At 52.5% G+C, this 20253-nt stretch carries 23 protein-coding genes; 14 read left to right on the top strand and 9 right to left on the bottom strand.

The window, feature by feature from the left end:
- The first annotated feature begins 2 nt into the window (after window positions 1-2).
- From D9741_RS13330 to rpoS, 9 genes are all read left to right on the top strand, one after another.
- Window positions 3-326 (top strand): DUF3561 family protein, encoded by a 324-nt coding sequence (locus D9741_RS13330; protein WP_064528120.1) that lies wholly within the window; start codon window positions 3-5, stop codon window positions 324-326.
- A gap of 193 nt (window positions 327-519) precedes the next feature.
- Window positions 520-831 (top strand): cell division protein FtsB, encoded by a 312-nt coding sequence (gene ftsB / locus D9741_RS13325; RefSeq protein WP_000517476.1) that lies wholly within the window; start codon window positions 520-522, stop codon window positions 829-831.
- 18 nt (window positions 832-849) lie between these two features.
- Window positions 850-1560, top strand: coding sequence for a 2-C-methyl-D-erythritol 4-phosphate cytidylyltransferase (gene ispD, locus D9741_RS13320; protein WP_130214486.1), 711 nt, complete (start codon window positions 850-852; stop codon window positions 1558-1560).
- Window positions 1560-2039: a 2-C-methyl-D-erythritol 2,4-cyclodiphosphate synthase gene (gene ispF / locus D9741_RS13315; protein WP_001219242.1), complete on the top strand. Its 480-nt coding sequence runs from the start codon at window positions 1560-1562 to the stop codon at window positions 2037-2039. Before ispD ends, ispF begins: the two co-directional genes overlap by 1 nt.
- A complete protein-coding gene (truD, locus tag D9741_RS13310) occupies window positions 2036-3085 on the top strand; it encodes a tRNA pseudouridine(13) synthase TruD (protein ID WP_130214484.1) in 1050 nt (349 codons plus the stop codon). Before ispF ends, truD begins: the two co-directional genes overlap by 4 nt.
- Complete coding sequence (surE, locus tag D9741_RS13305; protein WP_001516955.1) at window positions 3066-3827, top strand: 5'/3'-nucleotidase SurE; 762 nt, start codon at window positions 3066-3068, stop codon at window positions 3825-3827. The genes truD and surE overlap by 20 nt, the downstream gene beginning before the upstream one ends.
- Window positions 3821-4447 carry a protein-L-isoaspartate O-methyltransferase gene (gene pcm, locus D9741_RS13300; protein WP_000254703.1) on the top strand — a complete coding sequence of 209 codons (627 nt, stop codon included), beginning with the start codon at window positions 3821-3823 and terminating at the stop codon, window positions 4445-4447. Before surE ends, pcm begins: the two co-directional genes overlap by 7 nt.
- A 193-nt stretch (window positions 4448-4640) precedes the next feature.
- On the top strand, window positions 4641-5729 hold the full coding sequence (gene nlpD, locus D9741_RS13295; RefSeq protein ID WP_240725533.1) for a murein hydrolase activator NlpD: 1089 nt from the start codon (window positions 4641-4643) through the stop codon (window positions 5727-5729).
- A 62-nt stretch (window positions 5730-5791) separates the two neighbouring features.
- On the top strand, window positions 5792-6784 hold the full coding sequence (rpoS, locus tag D9741_RS13290) for an RNA polymerase sigma factor RpoS (RefSeq protein ID WP_000081550.1): 993 nt from the start codon (window positions 5792-5794) through the stop codon (window positions 6782-6784).
- Between the two features lie 120 nt (window positions 6785-6904).
- On the opposite strand, the gene D9741_RS13285 is transcribed toward rpoS, so the two are convergent.
- Window positions 6905-7312 (bottom strand): MarR family transcriptional regulator, encoded by a 408-nt coding sequence (locus D9741_RS13285; RefSeq protein WP_130214480.1) that lies wholly within the window; start codon window positions 7310-7312, stop codon window positions 6905-6907.
- A gap of 146 nt (window positions 7313-7458) precedes the next feature.
- On the opposite strand from D9741_RS13285, the gene D9741_RS13280 reads away from it, so the two are divergent.
- Genes D9741_RS13280 through D9741_RS13270 form a run of 3 tightly spaced genes read left to right on the top strand, consistent with a single transcriptional unit; the run spans window position 7459 to window position 9726 of the window.
- Window positions 7459-8052 carry a non-oxidative hydroxyarylic acid decarboxylases subunit B gene (locus D9741_RS13280; RefSeq protein ID WP_130214478.1) on the top strand — a complete coding sequence of 198 codons (594 nt, stop codon included), beginning with the start codon at window positions 7459-7461 and terminating at the stop codon, window positions 8050-8052.
- Window positions 8052-9479 (top strand): non-oxidative hydroxyarylic acid decarboxylases subunit C, encoded by a 1428-nt coding sequence (locus tag D9741_RS13275; protein WP_130214476.1) that lies wholly within the window; start codon window positions 8052-8054, stop codon window positions 9477-9479. Before D9741_RS13280 ends, D9741_RS13275 begins: the two co-directional genes overlap by 1 nt.
- 10 nt (window positions 9480-9489) lie before the next feature.
- Window positions 9490-9726 (top strand): non-oxidative hydroxyarylic acid decarboxylases subunit D, encoded by a 237-nt coding sequence (locus D9741_RS13270; protein ID WP_015963262.1) that lies wholly within the window; start codon window positions 9490-9492, stop codon window positions 9724-9726.
- Between the two features lie 39 nt (window positions 9727-9765).
- Here the strand turns inward: D9741_RS13270 and D9741_RS13265 are convergent, their stop codons facing one another.
- The 5 genes from D9741_RS13265 to ltnD form a co-directional block, all read right to left on the bottom strand.
- The gene (locus tag D9741_RS13265; RefSeq protein ID WP_000104439.1) at window positions 9766-11130 is read right to left on the bottom strand and encodes a GntP family transporter; all 1365 of its coding nucleotides are present in this window, start codon (window positions 11128-11130) and stop codon (window positions 9766-9768) included.
- 88 nt (window positions 11131-11218) lie between these two features.
- Window positions 11219-11995 carry an HPr family phosphocarrier protein gene (locus tag D9741_RS13260; RefSeq protein WP_130214475.1) on the bottom strand — a complete coding sequence of 259 codons (777 nt, stop codon included), beginning with the start codon at window positions 11993-11995 and terminating at the stop codon, window positions 11219-11221.
- 4 nt (window positions 11996-11999) lie between these two features.
- Complete coding sequence (locus tag D9741_RS13255; protein ID WP_130214473.1) at window positions 12000-12638, bottom strand: aldolase; 639 nt, start codon at window positions 12636-12638, stop codon at window positions 12000-12002.
- A complete protein-coding gene (gene otnK, locus D9741_RS13250; RefSeq protein WP_130214471.1) occupies window positions 12635-13897 on the bottom strand; it encodes a 3-oxo-tetronate kinase in 1263 nt (420 codons plus the stop codon). The genes D9741_RS13255 and otnK overlap by 4 nt, the downstream gene beginning before the upstream one ends.
- The gene (gene ltnD, locus D9741_RS13245) at window positions 13894-14802 is read right to left on the bottom strand and encodes an L-threonate dehydrogenase (protein ID WP_130214469.1); all 909 of its coding nucleotides are present in this window, start codon (window positions 14800-14802) and stop codon (window positions 13894-13896) included. The genes otnK and ltnD overlap by 4 nt, the downstream gene beginning before the upstream one ends.
- Before the next feature lie 195 nt (window positions 14803-14997).
- Between ltnD and ygbI the strand changes: the two genes are divergently transcribed.
- Window positions 14998-15765: a DNA-binding transcriptional repressor YgbI gene (gene ygbI / locus D9741_RS13240; protein WP_130214467.1), complete on the top strand. Its 768-nt coding sequence runs from the start codon at window positions 14998-15000 to the stop codon at window positions 15763-15765.
- A gap of 50 nt (window positions 15766-15815) precedes the next feature.
- On the opposite strand, the gene pphB is transcribed toward ygbI, so the two are convergent.
- Both pphB and mutS read right to left on the bottom strand, forming a co-directional pair.
- Window positions 15816-16472, bottom strand: a complete 657-nt coding sequence (pphB, locus tag D9741_RS13235) for a protein-serine/threonine phosphatase (RefSeq protein WP_130214465.1) — start codon at window positions 16470-16472, stop codon at window positions 15816-15818.
- Between the two features lie 105 nt (window positions 16473-16577).
- The gene (mutS, locus tag D9741_RS13230) at window positions 16578-19139 is read right to left on the bottom strand and encodes a DNA mismatch repair protein MutS (protein WP_130214463.1); all 2562 of its coding nucleotides are present in this window, start codon (window positions 19137-19139) and stop codon (window positions 16578-16580) included.
- Window positions 19140-19425: 286 nt separating this feature from the next.
- On the opposite strand from mutS, the gene D9741_RS13220 reads away from it, so the two are divergent.
- A complete protein-coding gene (locus D9741_RS13220) occupies window positions 19426-19770 on the top strand; it encodes a nitrous oxide-stimulated promoter family protein (RefSeq protein WP_130214461.1) in 345 nt (114 codons plus the stop codon).
- Window positions 19771-19810: 40 nt separating this feature from the next.
- On the opposite strand, the gene D9741_RS13215 is transcribed toward D9741_RS13220, so the two are convergent.
- On the bottom strand, window positions 19811-20239 hold the full coding sequence (locus D9741_RS13215) for a TOBE domain-containing protein (protein ID WP_130207642.1): 429 nt from the start codon (window positions 20237-20239) through the stop codon (window positions 19811-19813).
- Between the last annotated feature and the right edge of the window lie 14 nt (window positions 20240-20253).

The following is a 20253-nucleotide window of genomic DNA, read 5'->3' as shown; positions in this document are numbered from 1 at the left end:
ATATGCGTAATAGCCATAACATTACACTAACAAATAGTGATAGCCTTACCGAGGATGAAGAAACCACATGGTCGCTACCAGGGGCCGTGGTCGGTTTTGTGTCCTGGCTGTGTGCACTGGCGATTCCGATGTTGATTTATGGCTCTAACACGCTGTTTTTCTTTATCTACACCTGGCCTTTCTTTCTGGCGCTGATGCCTGTTGCGGTGGTGGTAGGTATTGCGCTGCATTCCTTGATGGACGGGAAATTACGCTACAGTATTGTTTTCACTTTTATCACCGTTGGCATTATGTTTGGTGCACTGTTTATGTGGTTGTTGGGCTAATCTGTTCTTTCCTGTTCATTCTGTCCATAATTCAAACCGTAACCAATAATGAGATTATGTTCTGCGCGCCCTGGGTATACGTAACAGTGGACAAATGTGGTACATTTGCCCGCGTTGTCGCGGTATCCCCAACAGAGGATGTAGAGTCGTCTTCGGATGCATGGGATGAGGATGCCGTTTTTCAGGGGGCAGGATGGGTAAACTAACGCTGCTGTTGCTGGCTATTCTGGTCTGGCTACAGTATTCGCTGTGGTTCGGTAAGAACGGTATACATGACTATACCCGCGTCAATGATGATGTGGCGGCACAGCAAGCTACAAACGCGAAACTTAAAGCGCGAAACGATCAGCTTTTTGCCGAAATTGACGATCTCAATGGCGGCCAGGAGGCGCTCGAAGAGCGTGCGCGTAATGAACTCAGCATGACCAGGCCGGGCGAAACTTTTTATCGTCTGGTGCCTGACGCGTCGAAGCGCGCGCAGTCTGCGGGGCAAAACAATCGATAAATCAGCCCAGGAATTAACATGGCAACCACTCATTTGGATGTTTGCGCCGTGGTTCCGGCGGCCGGATTTGGCCGCCGAATGCAAACGGAATGTCCTAAGCAATATCTCTCAATCGGTAATCAATCCATTCTTGAACACTCGGTGCATGCGCTGCTGGCGCATCCCCGGGTGACGCGTGTCGTCATTGCAATAAGCCCTGGCGATAACCGCTTTGCTCAACTTCCTCTGGCGAATCATCCGCAAATCACCGTTGTTGATGGTGGTGAAGAGCGTGCTAATTCCGTGCTGGCAGGTCTGAAAGCCGCTGGCGATGTGCAGTGGGTACTGGTGCATGACGCCGCTCGCCCTTGTCTGCATCAGGATGACCTCGCGCGTCTGTTGGCGTTGAGCGAAACCAGCCGCACGGGAGGGATCCTCGCCGCGCCGGTGCGCGATACGATGAAACGCGCCGAGCCAGGCAAAAATGCCATTGCTCATACCGTTGATCGCAACGGCTTATGGCACGCGCTTACGCCGCAATTTTTCCCTCGTGAGCTGTTACATGACTGCCTGACACGCGCTTTAAATGAAGGCGCTACCATTACTGACGAAGCCTCAGCGCTGGAATACTGCGGTTTTCATCCGCAGCTTGTCGAAGGCCGAGCGGATAACATTAAAGTCACGCGCCCGGAAGATTTGGCGCTTGCCGAATTTTACCTCACCCGAACCATCCATCAGGAGAATACATAATGCGAATTGGACACGGTTTTGATGTTCACGCCTTTGGCGGCGAAGGCCCAATTATCATTGGTGGCGTGCGCATCCCTTATGAAAAAGGGCTGCTGGCACATTCTGATGGCGACGTGGCGCTGCACGCGCTGACCGATGCATTACTTGGTGCAGCGGCGCTGGGGGATATTGGCAAGCTATTCCCGGATACAGATCCGGCATTTAAAGGCGCTGACAGCCGCGAGCTGCTACGCGAAGCCTGGCGACGCATTCAGGCGAAGGGCTATACCCTCGGCAACGTCGATGTCACTATCATCGCTCAGGCACCGAAGATGCTGCCACATATTCCACAAATGCGCGTGTTTATTGCCGAAGATCTCGGCTGCCATATGGATGATGTTAACGTGAAAGCCACTACTACGGAAAAACTCGGATTTACCGGACGTGGGGAAGGGATTGCCTGTGAAGCGGTGGCGCTACTCATTAAGGCAACAAAATGATTGAATTTGATAATCTCACTTACCTCCACGGCAAACCGCAAGGAACCGGGCTGCTGAAAGCCAACCCGGAAGACTTTGTGGTGGTGGAAGATTTAGGCTTTGAGCCTGATGGTGAAGGTGAGCATATCCTGGTGCGAATCCTCAAAAACGGTTGCAATACCCGTTTTGTGGCCGACGCACTGGCGAAATTCCTGAAAATTCATGCCCGTGAAGTCAGCTTCGCTGGGCAGAAAGACAAACATGCCGTTACGGAACAGTGGTTATGCGCTCGGGTACCGGGCAAAGAGATGCCTGATCTGAGCGCGTTTCAACTGGAAGGCTGCCAGGTACTGGAGTATGCGCGCCACAAACGTAAACTGCGTTTAGGGGCGCTGAAAGGCAATGCCTTTACCCTGGTGCTGCGAGAAGTGAGCAATCGTGATGACGTAGAACAGCGACTGATCGATATTTGCGTGAAAGGTGTACCGAATTACTTTGGCGCGCAACGTTTTGGTATTGGTGGTAGTAATTTGCAGGGCGCGTTGCGCTGGGCGCAAACCAATACTCCGGTGCGCGATCGCAATAAGCGTAGTTTTTGGTTGTCGGCAGCTCGTAGTGCGTTGTTTAATCAGATTGTTGCTGAGCGTCTCAAAAAAGCAGAAGTTAATCAGGTTGTTGACGGTGATGCGCTACAATTAGCCGGGCGCGGCAGCTGGTTTGTTGCCACTAACGAAGAACTGGCGGAATTACAGCGTCGCGTGAACGATAAAGAGCTGTTAATTACAGCTGCAATGCCGGGTAGCGGCGAATGGGGAACCCAGCGTGAGGCGCTGGCATTCGAACAAGCAGCTGTCGCCGAAGAAACTGAATTACAAGCCTTACTGGTGCGCGAAAAAGTTGAGGCGGCGCGCAGAGCGATGCTGTTATATCCGCAACAATTAAGCTGGAACTGGTGGGATGACGTCACCGTCGAAATCCGTTTCTGGCTTCCGGCAGGAAGCTTTGCAACCAGCGTTGTCAGGGAACTTATCAACACAACAGGTGATTATGCGCATATTGCTGAGTAATGATGACGGGGTACATGCGCCCGGTATACAAACGCTGGCGAAAGCTCTGCGTGAGTTTGCTGACGTTCAGGTGGTCGCCCCCGATCGTAATCGCAGCGGCGCTTCAAATTCTCTGACGCTGGAATCCTCCCTGCGCACGTTTACCTTTGAAAATGGTGATATCGCCGTGCAAATGGGAACCCCGACCGATTGTGTCTATCTTGGCGTGAATGCTCTGATGCGTCCGCGCCCGGATATTGTGGTTTCGGGTATTAACGCCGGGCCGAATCTGGGTGATGATGTTATTTATTCCGGCACGGTAGCCGCCGCGATGGAAGGCCGTCATTTAGGCTTTCCGGCACTGGCCGTTTCACTTGACGGGCATAAACATTACGACACTGCTGCAGCGGTCACCTGTTCCATTTTGCGTGCACTGTGTAAAGAGCCGCTGCGTACCGGACGTATTCTCAATATCAACGTACCTGATTTACCGCTGGATCAGATTAAAGGTATCCGCGTGACTCGCTGCGGTACACGACATCCGGCAGATCAAGTGATTCCGCAGCAGGATCCGCGCGGTAATACGCTGTACTGGATTGGCCCGCCGGGCGGTAAGTGTGATGCCGGTCCGGGGACCGATTTTGCTGCGGTAGATGAAGGCTACGTCTCCATCACGCCGCTGCATGTGGATTTAACCGCGCACAACGCGCAAGATGTGGTTTCAGACTGGTTAAACAGCGTGGGAGTTGGCACGCAATGGTAAGCAGACGCGTACAAGCACTTCTGGATCAATTACGTGCGCAAGGTATTCAGGATGAGCAGGTGCTTAATGCACTTGCTGCCGTGCCGCGTGAAAAATTCATCGATGAAGCGTTTGAACAAAAAGCCTGGGACAATATCGCATTGCCGATAGGTCAGGGGCAGACAATTTCGCAGCCGTATATGGTGGCGCGAATGACTGAATTACTTGAACTGACGCCGCAGTCGCGAGTGCTGGAGATCGGCACTGGTTCAGGATATCAAACAGCAATTCTGGCACATCTTGTCCAGCATGTATGCTCGGTCGAGCGGATTAAAGGGTTGCAGTGGCAGGCGCGCAGGCGTCTGAAAAATCTTGATTTACACAATGTTTCAACCCGTCACGGCGATGGATGGCAAGGTTGGCAAGCACGTGCGCCGTTTGACGCTATCATTGTAACGGCTGCACCGCCCGAAATTCCGACAGCGTTAATGACGCAACTGGACGAAGGCGGCATTCTCGTCTTACCCGTAGGGGAAGAGCACCAGTATTTAAAGCGGGTGCGTCGTCGGGGAGGCGAATTTATTATCGACACCGTGGAGGCTGTGCGCTTTGTTCCCTTAGTAAAGGGGGAGCTGGCTTAGCGCGTGAGGAAAATACCTGGAATTTTCCTGGTTATTTTGCAGCAGGTCAGCGTATCGTGAACATCTTTTCCAGTGTTCAGTAGAGTGCCTTGCACGGTAATTATGTCACTGGTTATTAACCAATTTTTTTCCTGGGGGATAAATGAGCGCGGGAAGCCCAAAATTCACCGTTCGCCGTATTGCGGCTTTGTCACTGGTTTCGCTATGGTTGGCTGGCTGTTCTGACACTTCAAATCCACCGGCACCTGTCAGCTCCGTCAATGGCAATGCACCTGCAAATACCAATTCTGGTATGTTGATTACGCCGCCACCGAAGATGGGGACGACGTCTACAACGCAGCAACCGCAAATTCAGCCGGTACAACAGCCACAAATTCAATCGGCTCAACAGCCGCAAATCCAACCGGTACAGCCTGTTGCCCAACAACCTGTGCAAATGGAAAACGGACGCATTGTCTATAACCGTCAGTACGGAAATATTCCGAAAGGCAGTTATAGCGGCAGTACTTACACCGTGAAAAAAGGCGACACGCTTTTCTATATCGCCTGGATTACCGGCAACGATTTCCGTGACCTTGCCCAACGCAACAATATTCAGGCGCCTTACGCTCTGAACGTAGGTCAGACCTTACAGGTGGGGAATGCTTCCGGTACGCCAATCACTGGCGGAAATGCCATTACCCAGGCCGATGCAGCAGAGCAAGGAGTTGTGATCAAGCCTGCACAAAATTCCACCGTTGCTGTTGCGTCGCAACCGACAATTACGTATTCTGAGTCTTCGGGTGAACAGAGTGCTAACAAAATGTTGCCGAACAACAAGCCAACTGCGACCACGGTCACAGCGCCTGTAACGGTACCAACAGCAAGCACAACCGAGCCAACTGTCAGCAGTACAACAACCAGTACGCCGATCTCCACCTGGCGCTGGCCGACTGAGGGCAAAGTGATTGAAACCTTTGGTGCTTCTGAGGGAGGCAACAAGGGGATTGATATCGCAGGTAGCAAAGGACAGGCAATTATCGCGACCGCAGATGGCCGCGTTGTTTATGCCGGTAATGCGCTGCGTGGCTACGGTAATCTGATTATCATCAAACATAATGATGATTACCTGAGTGCCTACGCCCATAACGACACAATGCTGGTCCGGGAACAACAAGAAGTTAAGGCGGGGCAAAAAATAGCGACCATGGGTAGCACCGGAACCAGTTCAACACGCTTGCATTTTGAAATTCGTTACAAGGGGAAATCCGTAAACCCGCTGCGTTATTTGCCGCAGCGATAAATCGGCGGAACCAGGCTTTTGCTTGAATGTTCCGTCAAGGGATCACGGGTAGGAGCCACCTTATGAGTCAGAATACGCTGAAAGTTCATGATTTAAATGAAGACGCGGAATTTGATGAGAATGGAGTTGAGGTTTTTGACGAAAAGGCCTTAGTTGAAGAGGAACCCAGTGATAACGATTTGGCCGAAGAGGAGCTGTTATCGCAGGGCGCAACACAGCGTGTGCTGGACGCGACTCAGCTTTATCTTGGTGAGATTGGTTATTCGCCACTGTTAACGGCCGAAGAAGAAGTTTATTTTGCGCGTCGCGCACTGCGTGGTGATGTCGCCTCTCGCCGCCGGATGATCGAGAGTAACTTGCGTCTGGTGGTAAAAATTGCCCGCCGTTATGGCAATCGTGGTCTGGCGCTGCTGGACCTTATCGAAGAGGGTAACCTGGGGCTGATCCGCGCGGTTGAGAAGTTTGACCCGGAACGTGGTTTCCGCTTCTCAACTTACGCAACCTGGTGGATTCGCCAGACGATCGAACGGGCCATTATGAACCAAACCCGTACTATTCGTTTGCCGATTCACATCGTAAAGGAGCTGAACGTTTACCTGCGAACCGCACGTGAGTTGTCCCATAAGCTGGACCACGAACCGAGTGCGGAAGAGATCGCAGAGCAACTGGATAAGCCAGTTGATGACGTCAGCCGTATGCTTCGTCTTAACGAGCGCATTACCTCGGTAGACACCCCGCTGGGTGGTGATTCCGAAAAAGCGTTGCTGGATATCCTGGCCGATGAAAAAGAGAACGGTCCGGAAGACACCACGCAAGATGACGATATGAAACAAAGCATCGTCAAATGGCTGTTCGAACTGAACGCCAAGCAGCGTGAAGTGCTGGCACGTCGATTCGGTTTGCTGGGGTACGAAGCGGCAACACTGGAAGATGTAGGTCGTGAAATTGGCCTCACCCGTGAACGTGTTCGCCAGATTCAGGTTGAAGGCCTGCGCCGTCTGCGCGAAATCCTGCAAACGCAGGGGCTGAATATCGAAGCGCTGTTCCGCGAGTAAGTAAGCATCTGTCAGAAAGGCCAGTCTCAAGCGAGGCTGGCCTTTTTTCTTTTGGTTGGTGAGTCGGTGTGTTTGTAGGCTGGATAAGACGCGATAGCGTCGCATCCGGCAATTTGCACCCTATGTGTTCATCATCTTGCGTACCAACTGCACAAACAGCTCCTGCTCATCTCTACTCAAACGCCCCAAAAATTCTTCATCCACGCCGTCACCAATCGGTATCGCCGCAGCAAGTACCTTTTCTCCTTCGGCAGTCAGCCAGACAAAGCGCCGTCGCTTATCGATGGTGTCATGCTCTCGTCTGACCAGGCCACGATTTTCCATTCTTGCCAACATTTCCGCCAGCGTTGCCTTCGTGCTGACAGCTGCTTCTATCAGCGCAACCTGCTCTATACCGGGGTGTTCAGCAATAGCGCGCATTACCGCGTACTGCGGTTTGGTCAGATCAGGTAACTCATGCTGCCAGCGAGACGTGTGTTGCTGAAAAAGCTGTCGTAACTGATGGAACGCTTTATTTCGTAACGCCATGTAAACTCCGGGCTAATTCTCTGCCGTTATCATAGCGGTTTTTTAGTGACGAAGAAGATGTTGTTACTTTTCCGCACTTGCCGCTACGTGAATAGAAGGGTATGTTAATAATAACGTTCGTGTACGAACAATTAAGGGAATAAAAAATGAGACTGATCGTCGGGATGACTGGGGCTACAGGTGCGCCTCTTGGTGTGGCATTACTGCAAGCACTAAAGAAGATACCCGGTGTTGAAACACATCTTGTGATGTCGAAGTGGGCGAAAACTACCATTGAACTGGAAACGCCCTACAGCGTCCACGATGTCGCTGCCCTGGCAGACTATTGCCATAACCCGGCGGATCAGGCGGCGACTATCTCCTCAGGTTCCTTTCGTACCGATGGCATGATCGTTATTCCGTGCAGCATGAAGACGCTGGCTGGTATCCGTGCTGGCTATGCCGATGGGCTGGTGGGGCGCGCTGCTGATGTTGTTCTCAAAGAAGGGCGCAAGCTGGTGCTGGTGCCGCGTGAAATGCCGCTCAGTACTATCCACCTTGAAAATATGCTCGCGCTTTCCCGTATGGGCGTGGCGATGATACCGCCCATGCCTGCCTTCTATAACCATCCCGAAACGGTAGATGACATTGTCCACCACGTGGTTGCCCGCGTGATGGATCAGTTTGGCCTCGAACATCCTCAAGCCAGGCGCTGGCAAGGATTGCCGCAGTCCGGGAGTTTTTCTCAGGAGAATGAATAATGGCTTTTGATGATTTACGCAGCTTTTTACAGGCGCTCGACGACCAGGGACAATTGCTGAAAATCAGTGAAGAGGTTAACGCCGAGCCAGATCTGGCCGCTGCTGCCAACGCCACCGGGCGTATCGGCGACGGCGCACCCGCGCTGTGGTTTGATAATATTCGCGGCTTTACCGATGCGCGAGTGGCGATGAACACCATTGGGTCCTGGCAGAACCACGCGATTTCCCTCGGCCTGCCGCCGAACACGCCGGTTAAAAAACAGATTGATGAGTTTATCCGCCGCTGGGATAACTTCCCGATTGCCCCGGAGAGCCGCGCAAATCCAGCCTGGGCGCAGAACACTGTCGATGGCGAAGAGATTAACCTGTTCGATATTCTGCCGCTGTTTCGCCTGAACGATGGCGATGGCGGTATCTATCTCGATAAAGCCTGCGTGGTTTCCCGCGATCCGCTCGACCCGGATAACTTCGGCAAGCAGAATGTCGGCATCTACCGTATGGAAGTGAAGGGCAAGCGTAAGCTCGGCCTGCAACCGGTGCCAATGCACGATATCGCCCTGCATCTGCATAAAGCGGAAGAGCGTGGAGAAGATTTGCCGATAGCCATCACCCTTGGTAACGATCCGATCATCACGCTGATGGGCGCTACACCGCTGAAATACGATCAGTCTGAGTACGAAATGGCGGGCGCACTGCGCGAAAGCCCATACCCGATCGCTACCGCCCCGCTGACCGGTTTTGATGTGCCGTGGGGCTCGGAAGTAATCCTCGAAGGGGTTATCGAAAGCCGCAAACGCGAAATCGAGGGGCCGTTCGGTGAGTTTACCGGCCACTACTCCGGCGGGCGCAACATGACCGTGGTGCGCATCGATAAAGTCTCTTACCGCACGAAACCGATTTTCGAATCGCTCTATCTCGGTATGCCGTGGACCGAAATCGACTACCTGATGGGGCCAGCCACCTGTGTGCCGCTGTATCAGCAACTGAAAGCTGAGTTCCCGGAAGTACAGGCGGTAAACGCCATGTACACCCACGGCCTGCTGGCGATTATCTCCACCAAAAAACGCTACGGCGGCTTTGCCCGCGCGGTGGGCCTGCGTGCGATGACCACGCCGCACGGTCTGGGCTATGTGAAGATGGTGATTATGGTCGATGAAGACGTTGACCCGTTCAACCTGCCGCAGGTGATGTGGGCGCTCTCCTCGAAAGTGAACCCGGCGGGCGACCTGGTGCAGTTGCCGAATATGTCCGTGCTGGAACTCGACCCAGGCTCAAGCCCGGCGGGGATCACCGACAAGCTGATTATCGACGCCACCACGCCTGTCGCCCCGGACAACCGTGGTCACTACAGCCAGCCGGTGGTGGATTTACCGGAAACCAAAGCCTGGGCTGAAAAACTGACTGCTATGCTGGCCGCACGTAAATAAGGAGAAGAAGATGATTTGTCCACGTTGTGCCGATGAACAGATTGAAGTGATGGCGAAATCGCCGGTGAAAGATGTCTGGACGGTTTACCAGTGCCAGCATTGCCTTTATACCTGGCGCGATACCGAACCGCTACGCCGCACCAGCCGTGAACATTATCCGGAGGCGTTCCGTATGACGCAAAAAGATATTGATGACGCGCCGATGGTGCCGAGCATTCCGCCGCTGCTGGCGGAAGATAAGCGCTAAATAAAAAGGTCCGATGCCCATCGGACCTTTTTATTAAGGTCAAATTACCGCCCATACGCACCAGGTAATTAAGAATCCGGTAAAACCGAGAATGGTCGTTAACACTGTCCAGGTTTTCAGACCGTCTGCTACCGACAAGCCAAGATATTTGGTCACAATCCAGAACCCTGAGTCATTAATATGTGACGCGCCAAGCCCACCAAAGCAGGCTGCCAGCGTCACCAATACGCACTGAATCGGATTCAATCCCATCACCGCTTCTGAGAGTAACCCGCCGGTTGTCAGGATTGCTACGGTTGCTGACCCCTGCGATGCACGCAGAGCCAGTGAAATAATAAATGCGGCTGGTAACAGAGGCAGGTCAATCATTTGTAGCATATTGGCAAGGGCTTTGCCGACGCCCGATTCCACCAGCACTTTGCCAAATACCCCTCCAGCACCAGTAACCAAAATCACTACCGCCGCAGTGGGAAGGGCTGAGCCCATAATGTCGCTGGTGTGTTGTAAGCTCCAGCCGCGACGTAAAGCCAATAACCAGAATGCCAGCACCAGCGCAATCATTAGAGCTACCATTGGTGAGCCGATCAGCTGTAGCGTACCAAGCAGGGGATGCGAAGGCGGCATCAGTGTTGCGGAAACCGTACCCGCCATGATAATCGCGATAGGAATAACAATTAGCGAGGTGACCAGCGCGACGCCCGGTGGATTTATTTTATCGCTTAATTTTGTTGCGCCTTCCTCACTGGCCGGAGCCAGTTGCATCTGTTCAAGTACTTCTACTGACATCGCATATTGGCGCGTATTGATTATTTTCGCTGCAAAGTAGCCAACAATCCCTACGGGAATAGAAATCGCAATACCGATGATGGTTAGCCAGCCGATGTCTGCGTGGAGTAACCCCGCTGCGGCGACAGGGCCTGGATGCGGCGGTACCGCCACATGAACAGTTAGCATGATTCCAGCGACAGGCAGGCCAAATTTGAGTGGCGATATTTTGGCAACCTTGGCAAAACCGTAAATGATTGGCGCAAGAATAATAAAGCCGACATCAAAGAAGACGGGAATACCGAGGAAGAACGCTGCCAGAGTCAGCGCAGCGATAGTTCGTTTGTCACCTAACTTGCGACTGAAATAATTAGCCAGTGACTCTGCACCACCAGAGTGTTCGATCATACGCCCCAGCATAGCGCCCAGACCAATAATAATAGTGACGGAACCAAGCACACCGCCCATCCCGGCGATCATCACTTTACCCACTTCGCCCGCCGGTATACCCGCCGCAAGTGCGACTAACAGGCTGACGAGGAGCAGAGCAACGAATGGTTGTACCTTTGCCTTGATGACCAGCAGCAACAGCATGATTACGCCAGCTAACGCAATGCATAACAATGTAATTGTGGACATGGGAAACCCTGTCTGAAAGTTATAGTTAACCTACCCCATCCGTAGATGGGGGGATGTATGGGTACGTTGTAATTAGGGATTTAACGAATTAGCGCCAGTCGTCAAACCAGCCAAGCCCTTCTTCGGTGAGGCCACGAGGTTTATATTCACAACCGATCCAGCCCTGATATCCCACCTCATCGAACAGGCGGAACAGCCACGGATAGTTGATTTCTCCATCGTCCGGTTCATGTCGATCAGGTAGTCCGGCAATTTGTACGTGCGCATATTTCCCGGCGTAGTCGCGGATTAAATGCGTCAGGTTGCCATCTACTTTTTGCGCATGAAAAGTATCTAGTTGAATAAACACGTTATCTCGCGCAACCTCTTCAACAATAGCCAGTGCCTGATACTGGCTGGAGAAGAGATAATGAGGCTTAACGCCGGGGCTGAGTGCTTCAACTAATATTCGCTTGCCGTGTGGCGCAAAGCGGTCGGCAGCGTAGCGGAGATTATCGATAAAAACAGCCCGATACCGTTCAGCGTCTTCGCCTGCGGGCACGACGCCTGCCATCACATGGACTTGTTCACAATTGAGCGCCAATGCATATTCCAGCGCCAGGTCGATGTCTGCGCGTGCTTCGTGCTCACGTCCGGGAAGGGCGGATAATCCCCATTCCCCCGCATTAACATCTCCGGGAGCGGTATTGAACAGCGCCAGCGTCAGATGATTTTGCGCCAGTTGCTGCCGGATTTGCTGGGGGGAGTAGTCATAGGGAAACAGAAATTCCACAGCATCAAACCCGGCTTTTCGCGCTGCGGCGAAGCGTTCAATAAAAGGCACTTCGGTGAACATCATGGATAAATTAGCTGCAAAACGAGGCATTGCATTAACTCCTTAATTCCGCAATTTCACCTGCGGTCAGATAACGGATCGGGCGGTCACCGAGAATAAAAATCAGCTTTGCCGTTTCCTCCAGTTCTTCCATATTGTTGGCGGCTTCTTGCAGGCTTTCACCGCAAACCACTGGGCCATGATTTGCCAGTAAAAAAGCCTGATTATCTGCTGCTAGTTCCGCCAGATCCTGCGCGATGCGTTTATCGCCCGGGCGGTAATAGGGCACCAGCGGGACATTTCCCATCCGCATCACCACGTATGGTGTGAACGGACGAATAACGTTGCTGCTGTCCAGCCCTTGCAGGCAGGAAAGCGCCGTCGACCATGTGCTGTGCAAATGCACCACCGCTTTACAGCGCGGATTGTTGCGATACAGCGCCAGATGAAAGAGCACTTCTTTCGAGGGTTTGTCACCACTTAGCCATTCACCATCAGCGGTAACTTTGGAAAGTCGCTGCGGATCGAGATTGCCCAGGCAAGAGCCTGTTGGCGTCGCCAGTAAATTCCCGTCAGGTAAAAGCAGAGACAGATTGCCAGCCGAACCGGTGGCATAGCCGCGCTGAAAGAATGAACTGGCAATCCGCGTCATCTCCTCTCGCAAAGACTGCTCTGCTTTTGCGAAATCGCTCATGGTAAAAACTCTCTTTGGGCTCGTGAAAAAAAGACCTCATCGCCGAAGTTGCCGGATTTAAGGGCGAGTGAGACAGGCTTATCCAGTGCGTTTACCCACGGCACGCCGGGGGAAATGGTTGGGCCAATATGAAACCCTTTTATGCCCAGGCTCTGTGTTACTACGCCGGAGGTCTCACCGCCTGCGACAATAAAACGTGTCACGCCTTCCGCTGCTAACCGCGTCGCTAGTTGAGAAAAAAGAGCCTCCACTGCCTGACTGGCTTTTTGTGCACCGTATTGCTGTTGAATTGCTGCCAGTGCGTCAGTGCTGGCGGTGGCAAAAACCAGAGGAGCAAGTTCACTTTCTTGGCTCAGAACCCATTCCGCCAGTTCGTGTGCATAAGCAGCCAGAGTTTCTGTTGAGAGACAACGTGCCACATCAACTTCATGAGCTGGTGCAATTTGACGGTAATGTGCCACCTGGCGGTTAGTCATTTGTGAGCATGAACCGGAGAGCACTACGCCGCGCCCTGCGAGCGGGCGCCCTGCTTCGCGCGCCTGGCTACCGTTTCCTTGCGCCCACTGCCGGGCGAGGCCAATCGCCAGGCCAGAACCGCCCGTTACCAGTGCGGCATCGCGTAAAGCTTCTCCCTGAATTTCCAAATGGCGTTCGGTCAGCGCATCAAGCACCGCGTAGCGATAGCCCTCTTGCTGTAAGCGAGCCAGCTCTTGACGAACGGCATCTACACCTTGTTCGAAAACATGTGCCGAAACGACGCCGCAGCGCCCTGTGGATTGCGCTTCAACCAGACGGGGAAGATAGCTGTCGGTCATGGGATTTACCGGGTGATGGCGCATCCCGGATTCGGCCAGCAGTTGATTCATTACGAACAGATACCCCTGATAAACCGTACGTCCGTTGACCGGCAGAGCCGGAGAGAAGACCGTAAACGGCGTGTCGAGAGCATCCATTAATGCATCGGTAACCGGGCCGATATTACCTTTCGCCGTACTGTCGAAAGTGGAGCAGTATTTGAAATAAATCTGGCGGCAACCGTGTAGTTGCAACCAGCGAAGAGCCGCCAGCGATTGCTGTGTGGCTTCAGCCACCGGGCAGGAGCGCGTTTTCAGACTGATTACCAGCGCGTCGATTGCCTCCGGCATTTCACCTGTTGGAACACCGTTGATTTGTACCGTTGGTAGACCGTTTTCCACCAGAAAACTGGCGATATCCGTTGCGCCGGTAAAATCATCGGCGATAACGCCAATTTTGATCATGATTTCGCTCCCGGTAGGGTGATGCCAGAGAAAATCTTGATGACTGCGCTATCGTCTTCTTTCCCGTAACCCGCGTTGCTGGCGCTGGTGAACATATTCAATGCTGTTGAGGCCAATGGCAGCGGGAAGTGCAGGGCTTTGGCGGTATCGGCAACCAGACCAAGATCCTTAACAAAAATATCGACGGCTGAATGCGGGGTGTAATCGCCATCCACCACATGACGCATCCGGTTTTCGAACATCCAGGAATTTCCGGCGGCATTGGTCACGACGTCATACATTACATCCAGTGGGATTCCCGCACGGGCAGCAAGCGCCATCGCTTCGGCTCCGGCCGCAATATGCACGCCCGCTAACAGCTGGTGGATAATTTTTACGGTCGAACCTAGTCCCGGTTCTGCGCCAATGCGATAAACTTTTCCGGCAACGGCTTCCAGCACGGGAGCCAGGCGTTCAAAGGCAACATCGCTACCGGAGGCCATGACGGTCATTTCACCGTTAGCAGCTTTTACCGCACCACCAGAAACCGGCGCATCCAGCATTTCCAGATTGAACCCAGCTAAAGCGGTAGCAATTTCTTGCGCATCAGCACTGGCGATAGTGGAAGAAACCATTACTGCCGTACCGGGTTTCAGATGTTGTGCAACACCTTTTTCACCAAACAGCACCTGTTTAACCTGGGCCGCATTGACCACCAGCACCAGAAGAGCGTCCAGTTTTTCGGCAAACGTCGCGGCGTTATCAGAAACCCCGCAAGCACCAGCCTCTTTCAACGTAGCGCAGGCATTGCTGTTCAGGTCTGCGCCCCAGGTAGAAAGACCTGCGCGGACACATGACAGCGCCGCTCCCATTCCCATTGATCCCAAACCAACGATTCCGACATGAAACTCAGATCCCGTCTTCATCTGCTCTCCTTGTTAATTTAAGTGATATTTTGTTTGATGTTGTGAATATAAGCGCCAGGAGATAACGATATGGTGAGCTGATTCACAAAAATTAACAATGTGTGTTATTTTATGTGAACTAAGCGATAGTTGCGCTGCGCATGTTTCGCAGGCAAATAGCGTAGAATGTCCGCAGGACAAAGGAAGGAGCAAAAGTTGATACCCGTAGAGCGTCGCCAAATCATCCTTGAGATGGTAGCTGAAAAAGGCATTGTCAGTATTGCTGAACTGACGGACAGAATGAATGTGTCACATATGACCATTCGTCGGGATTTACAAAAACTGGAGCAGCAGGGCGCCGTTGTGCTGGTGTCCGGAGGCGTTCAGTCTCCGGGACGCGTGGCGCATGAACCTTCTCATCAGGTAAAAACTGCGCTGGCAATGACGCAAAAAGCGGCGATTGGCAAGCTGGCGGCAAGTCTTGTTCAGCCGGGAAGTTGTATCTATCTGGATGCGGGAACGACCACGTTAGCGATAGCACAGCATCTGATTCACATGGAGCCACTCACAGTGGTTACTAACGACTTCGTTATTGCGGACTACTTGCTCGACAACAGTAATTGCACAATTATTCACACTGGCGGTGCAGTGTGTCGGGAAAACCGTTCCTGTGTCGGGGAAGCCGCTGCGACCATGCTGCGCAGCCTGATGATTGATCAGGCTTTTATTTCTGCATCGTCATGGAGTGTGCGGGGGATCTCTACGCCAGCAGAAGATAAAGTCACGGTGAAACGGGCGATTGCCAGTGCCAGCCGCCAGCGAGTTTTGGTCTGTGATGCGACGAAATATGGTCAGGTGGCGACATGGCTGGCGTTACCATTAAGCGAGTTTGATCAGATCATTACTGACGACGGTCTGCCGGAGAGTGCCAGTCGCGCGCTGGCGAAGCAGGATCTCTCTTTGCTGGTAGCGAAAAATGAATAATGGCCTGCAATAACACCGGGTTACTCATGCTTCACAGAAGAAGCATGAGACTACTTTATTTTATAAAATGACAGCCGCCCGCTTTTCGGCGATCCGGTATCAATATAAATCTGGTTAGCGAACGTCTGAATGTTATCAAACATCATATGTCCAAATATAAAATAGTCAGCGCCGTTTATTTCTTGTAACTCGCCATTAAGCGATTTCTGCACACGATCAACAGGCCAGAGTAATTCACTTTCCGCTATTTCTTTACCAAAGAGATATTCATCACCCGGATAATCCGCATGTGCGATGACATATTTTATTATGTCGTTGGTAATTTCAATAATATGCGGAAGGTGATGGAATTTCAGTAACAGGTCTATTGCCTCTTGTTGTTCCGTATCATTTAAATCGAAAAACCAGTCACCGCCGCTGGCTAACCACATATTACCATCACCAGTAGCGAACGCATCAAGCGCCATCGCTTCGTGGTTGCCTTTTACGGTGTTAAACCAGGGCTGGTTTAACAGGCGCAGCACGTTAAGACTCTCCGGCCCACGATCAATGTTATCGCCTGTGGAAATAAGCAAGTCAGTTTCGGGACAAAAAGATAATTTATGTAAACGGGATTGTAATAATTGATAATCCCCATGAATATCACCAACGACCCATATATGGCGATAGTGATGGGCATTGATTTTTTGATAGCGTGTAGATGGCATGGTTTTACCCTGTAAAATAATATCTACTATTATACAGGGTATTTTTATTTGATTCGTCAGTTGTCGTTAATATTCCCGATAGCAAAAGACTATCGGGAATTATTTTTACACCAGACTCTTCAACCGATAAATCCACTCTAACGCCTGACGCGGGGTGAGTGAATCCGGATCAATATTTTCCAGAGCTTCGACCGCAGGCGAAGTTTCTTCTGGTACTGATAGCAAAGACATCTGCGTACCATCCACCTGCGTCGCGGCGGCGTTCGGCGAAATGCTTTCCAGCTCACGCAGTTTTTGCCGTGCGCGCTTAATAACTTCTTTTGGCACGCCCGCCAGAGCAGCAACCGCCAGGCCGTAGCTTTTGCTCGCCGCGCCGTCCTGCACGCTGTGCATAAAGGCGATGGTGTCGCCGTGCTCCAGCGCATCGAGATGCACGTTGGCGACGCCTTCCATTTTCTCCGGTAGTTGAGTCAGCTCGAAGTAGTGGGTGGCAAACAGCGTCAATGCCTTAATCTTATTCGCCAGATTTTCCGCGCACGCCCATGCCAGTGACAGACCATCGTAAGTGGACGTCCCGCGTCCAATCTCATCCATCAACACCAGACTGTACTCGGTGGCGTTATGCAGAATATTAGCGGTTTCGGTCATCTCCACCATAAAGGTTGAACGCCCGGATGCCAGATCGTCTGCCGCGCCCACACGGGTAAAGATACGGTCAATTGGGCCAATCTCGACTTTTTGCGCCGGTACATAGCTGCCGATATAGGCCATCAGCGCAATCAGTGCGGTCTGGCGCATATAGGTACTTTTACCGCCCATGTTCGGGCCGGTAATAATCAACATCCGACGCTGTGGCGACAGGTTCAGCGGGTTAGCGATAAACGGCTCATTCAGTACCTGTTCAACCACCGGATGGCGGCCTTCGGTAATGCGAATGCCAGGTTTATCAATAAAGATCGGGCAGGTGTAGTTCAGGGTATAGGCCCGTTCCGCCAGGTTCACCAGCACGTCGAGTTCCGCCAGCGCGCTCGCGCTCTGTTGCAGCGCTTCCAGATGCGGCAACAGCAGGTCGAACAACTCTTCATAAAGCTGTTTTTCCAGTGCCAGCGCTTTGCCTTTTGAAGTGAGGACTTTGTCTTCGTACTCTTTTAGCTCTGGAATAATGTAACGTTCAGCGTTTTTCAGCGTCTGGCGACGCATGTAGTTGATTGGCGCCAGATGGCTTTGTCCACGGCTGATCTGAATGTAATAACCATGAACCGCGTTAAAGCCGACTTTTAGCGTGTCCAGGCCGGTACGTTCACGCTCGCGGACTTCCAGACGCTCCAGATAATCGGTCGCGCCGTCAGCCAGCGCCCGCCACTCATCCAGCTCTTCGTTATAGCCCGGTGCGATAACACCACCGTCGCGTACCAGCACTGGCGGTGTGTCGATGATTGCCCGCTCCAGCAGATCGCGCAGCTCGGCAAACTCGCCCATCTTCTCACGCAGCGCCTGTACCGGTGCACTATCGACAGTTTCTAACTGCGCGCGCAGTTCCGGCAGTTGTTGGAAAGCGTGACGCATACGGGCCAGATCGCGCGGGCGAGCGGTACGCAACGCCAGACGTGCCAGAATACGCTCCAGGTCGCCCACCTGACGCAGCACAGGCTGTAACTCAGCGGTAAAATCCTGCAATGCGCCAATAGTTTGCTGGCGCTCTAGTAACACGCGGGTATCGCGCACTGGCATATGCAGCCAGCGTTTCAGCATACGGCTACCCATCGGCGTGACGGTGCAATCAAGCACAGAAGCCAGAGTATTTTCCGCACCGCCTGCCAGGTTCTGGGTAATTTCCAGATTACGGCGCGTCGCGGCATCCATAATGATGCTGTCCTGCTCACGTTCCATGGTGATAGAACGAATATGCGGCAGAGTCGTACGTTGGGTATCTTTCGCATACTGCAACAGGCAACCGGCAGCACAAAGCCCGCGTGGCGCATTCTCGACGCCGAAACCAATCAGATCACGAGTGCCAAATTGCAGGTTCAACTGCTGGCGCGCGGTGTCGATTTCAAACTCCCACAGCGGGCGACGACGCAGGCCGCGACGACCTTCAATCAGCGACATCTCGGCGAAATCTTCTGCATACAGCAGCTCTGCCGGATTGGTGCGTTGCAGCTCTGCCGCCATCGTTTCGCGGTCAGCCGGTTCGCTCAGACGAAAACGCCCGGAGCTGATATCCAGCGTCGCATAGCCAAAACCTTTGCTGTCCTGCCAGATAGCCGCCAGCAGGTTATCCTGGCGCTCTTGCAACAGGGCTTCATCACTGATAGTCCCCGGCGTGACGATACGGACAACCTTGCGCTCAACCGGCCCTTTGCTGGTCGCCGGGTCGCCAATCTGTTCGCATATAGCGACGGACTCGCCCTGATTCACCAGTTTGGCGAGATAGTTTTCCACTGCATGGTAGGGGATACCCGCCATCGGGATCGGCTCGCCCGCAGACGCGCCGCGTTTGGTCAGCGAAATATCCAGCAGCTGCGACGCCCGTTTTGCGTCGTCATAAAACAGCTCGTAAAAGTCACCCATCCGGTAGAACAGCAGGATCTCCGGATGCTGGGCTTTCAGCTTGAGATACTGCTGCATCATTGGTGTATGGGCGTCGAAATTTTCTATTACACTCATGGAATTAGATCCGGTTCCCTGATGTTAAATGTAGTGTGATGGTTTTTATTTTCGTTGTAATCACATAAGGCGCACATGATACCGGAGTTAATCATTTCAGGGGAAGACGCGAAAGGTCAGTTCTTGATGCCGGTTCCGCGAAAAATGCTGCTTTGCAGCTTTTGCGTGATGACTATGAAACAAGATCGCAAAATTACATCGGTTGAAGAAACCTCCTCCTTCAGAGCCATAGTCCCCTTTAGAATTAAGTTGTAATATAAATGCACCTTAAGAGTATGGAGGCAGCATGTCCGGCAAGCGTATCTCTCGTGAAAAACTGACGATTAAAAAAATGATCGATCTTTATCAAGCGAAATGCCCGCAGGCGTCAGCGGAGCCGGAGCATTACGATGCGCTGTTTGCTTACGCGCAAAAGCGGCTGGATAAATGTGTGTTTGGCGAAGAGAAACCGGCCTGTAAGCAGTGTCCGGTGCACTGTTACCAGCCTGCGAAGCGTGAAGAGATGAAGCAGATTATGCGGTGGGCGGGGCCGAGAATGCTGTGGCGTCATCCGATTTTAACCGTGCGTCATCTGATTGATGACAAACGTCCGGTGCCGGAGTTGCCAGAAAAATTCCGCCGGAAGAAATAAATTTGCCGGAGGAATTTATTCTCTCCGGCAAATACGGCGCTTACGCTTTGGTCGCAATCAGGATTGCTGATGCTTTGATCAACGCAATAACGCGCGATCCTGTGGTGAGTTTCATTTCATCCTGGCTTTCATTGGTTACCACTGCCACAACTTCAAAACCCGCATCTGTTTTGATATGGACAGTGGCATTCACTGCGCCTTCGGTGATTTTCGAAACGCTGCCAGCAAACTGGTTGCGAGCGGAGAATTTCAGTCCACAGTCTTCCGTTGCCAGCGTTACCCACGGGGCTTTAATCAGGGCAATCGCTTCTTTCCCTTTTGCCAGCCCCAGGGCTTGCTGGCTGCTGTGTGTAACAATTGCCACCAGCTTTGCACCACCTGCCAGCGTCAGTTCTACTTCATCATTCACCGCGCCCATTGCGACTGCGCTAACCGTTCCGGTTAATTGATTTCTTGCTGAAACTGCCATACTGCCTCCTTTCA

Source organism: Escherichia sp. E14V7 (assembly GCF_004212225.1).
In the GTDB taxonomy this organism is placed as follows: Bacteria; Pseudomonadota; Gammaproteobacteria; order Enterobacterales; family Enterobacteriaceae; genus Escherichia.
The sequence above is the reverse complement of the archived record's forward strand: the minus strand, read 5'-3'. Positions and strand labels throughout refer to the sequence as shown.

What these genes read in the sequence shown, in the direction of transcription:
- mutS (WP_130214463.1), bottom strand. Translation starts at nt 19,139, where the DNA reads ATGAGTGTAATAGAAAATTTCGACGCCCATACACCAATGATGCAGCAG.
- ftsB (WP_000517476.1), top strand. Translation starts at nt 520, where the DNA reads ATGGGTAAACTAACGCTGCTGTTGCTGGCTATTCTGGTCTGGCTACAG.
- D9741_RS13255 (WP_130214473.1), bottom strand. Translation starts at nt 12,638, where the DNA reads ATGAGCGATTTCGCAAAAGCAGAGCAGTCTTTGCGAGAGGAGATGACG.
- truD (WP_130214484.1), top strand. Translation starts at nt 2,036, where the DNA reads ATGATTGAATTTGATAATCTCACTTACCTCCACGGCAAACCGCAAGGA.
- ltnD (WP_130214469.1), bottom strand. Translation starts at nt 14,802, where the DNA reads ATGAAGACGGGATCTGAGTTTCATGTCGGAATCGTTGGTTTGGGATCA.
- ispD (WP_130214486.1), top strand. Translation starts at nt 850, where the DNA reads ATGGCAACCACTCATTTGGATGTTTGCGCCGTGGTTCCGGCGGCCGGA.
- D9741_RS13260 (WP_130214475.1), bottom strand. Translation starts at nt 11,995, where the DNA reads ATGCCTCGTTTTGCAGCTAATTTATCCATGATGTTCACCGAAGTGCCT.
- pcm (WP_000254703.1), top strand. Translation starts at nt 3,821, where the DNA reads ATGGTAAGCAGACGCGTACAAGCACTTCTGGATCAATTACGTGCGCAA.
- D9741_RS13220 (WP_130214461.1), top strand. Translation starts at nt 19,426, where the DNA reads ATGTCCGGCAAGCGTATCTCTCGTGAAAAACTGACGATTAAAAAAATG.
- D9741_RS13285 (WP_130214480.1), bottom strand. Translation starts at nt 7,312, where the DNA reads ATGGCGTTACGAAATAAAGCGTTCCATCAGTTACGACAGCTTTTTCAG.
- surE (WP_001516955.1), top strand. Translation starts at nt 3,066, where the DNA reads ATGCGCATATTGCTGAGTAATGATGACGGGGTACATGCGCCCGGTATA.
- D9741_RS13265 (WP_000104439.1), bottom strand. Translation starts at nt 11,130, where the DNA reads ATGTCCACAATTACATTGTTATGCATTGCGTTAGCTGGCGTAATCATG.
- D9741_RS13280 (WP_130214478.1), top strand. Translation starts at nt 7,459, where the DNA reads ATGAGACTGATCGTCGGGATGACTGGGGCTACAGGTGCGCCTCTTGGT.
- D9741_RS13275 (WP_130214476.1), top strand. Translation starts at nt 8,052, where the DNA reads ATGGCTTTTGATGATTTACGCAGCTTTTTACAGGCGCTCGACGACCAG.
- otnK (WP_130214471.1), bottom strand. Translation starts at nt 13,897, where the DNA reads ATGATCAAAATTGGCGTTATCGCCGATGATTTTACCGGCGCAACGGAT.
- ispF (WP_001219242.1), top strand. Translation starts at nt 1,560, where the DNA reads ATGCGAATTGGACACGGTTTTGATGTTCACGCCTTTGGCGGCGAAGGC.
- rpoS (WP_000081550.1), top strand. Translation starts at nt 5,792, where the DNA reads ATGAGTCAGAATACGCTGAAAGTTCATGATTTAAATGAAGACGCGGAA.
- pphB (WP_130214465.1), bottom strand. Translation starts at nt 16,472, where the DNA reads ATGCCATCTACACGCTATCAAAAAATCAATGCCCATCACTATCGCCAT.
- D9741_RS13330 (WP_064528120.1), top strand. Translation starts at nt 3, where the DNA reads ATGCGTAATAGCCATAACATTACACTAACAAATAGTGATAGCCTTACC.
- D9741_RS13270 (WP_015963262.1), top strand. Translation starts at nt 9,490, where the DNA reads ATGATTTGTCCACGTTGTGCCGATGAACAGATTGAAGTGATGGCGAAA.
- D9741_RS13215 (WP_130207642.1), bottom strand. Translation starts at nt 20,239, where the DNA reads ATGGCAGTTTCAGCAAGAAATCAATTAACCGGAACGGTTAGCGCAGTC.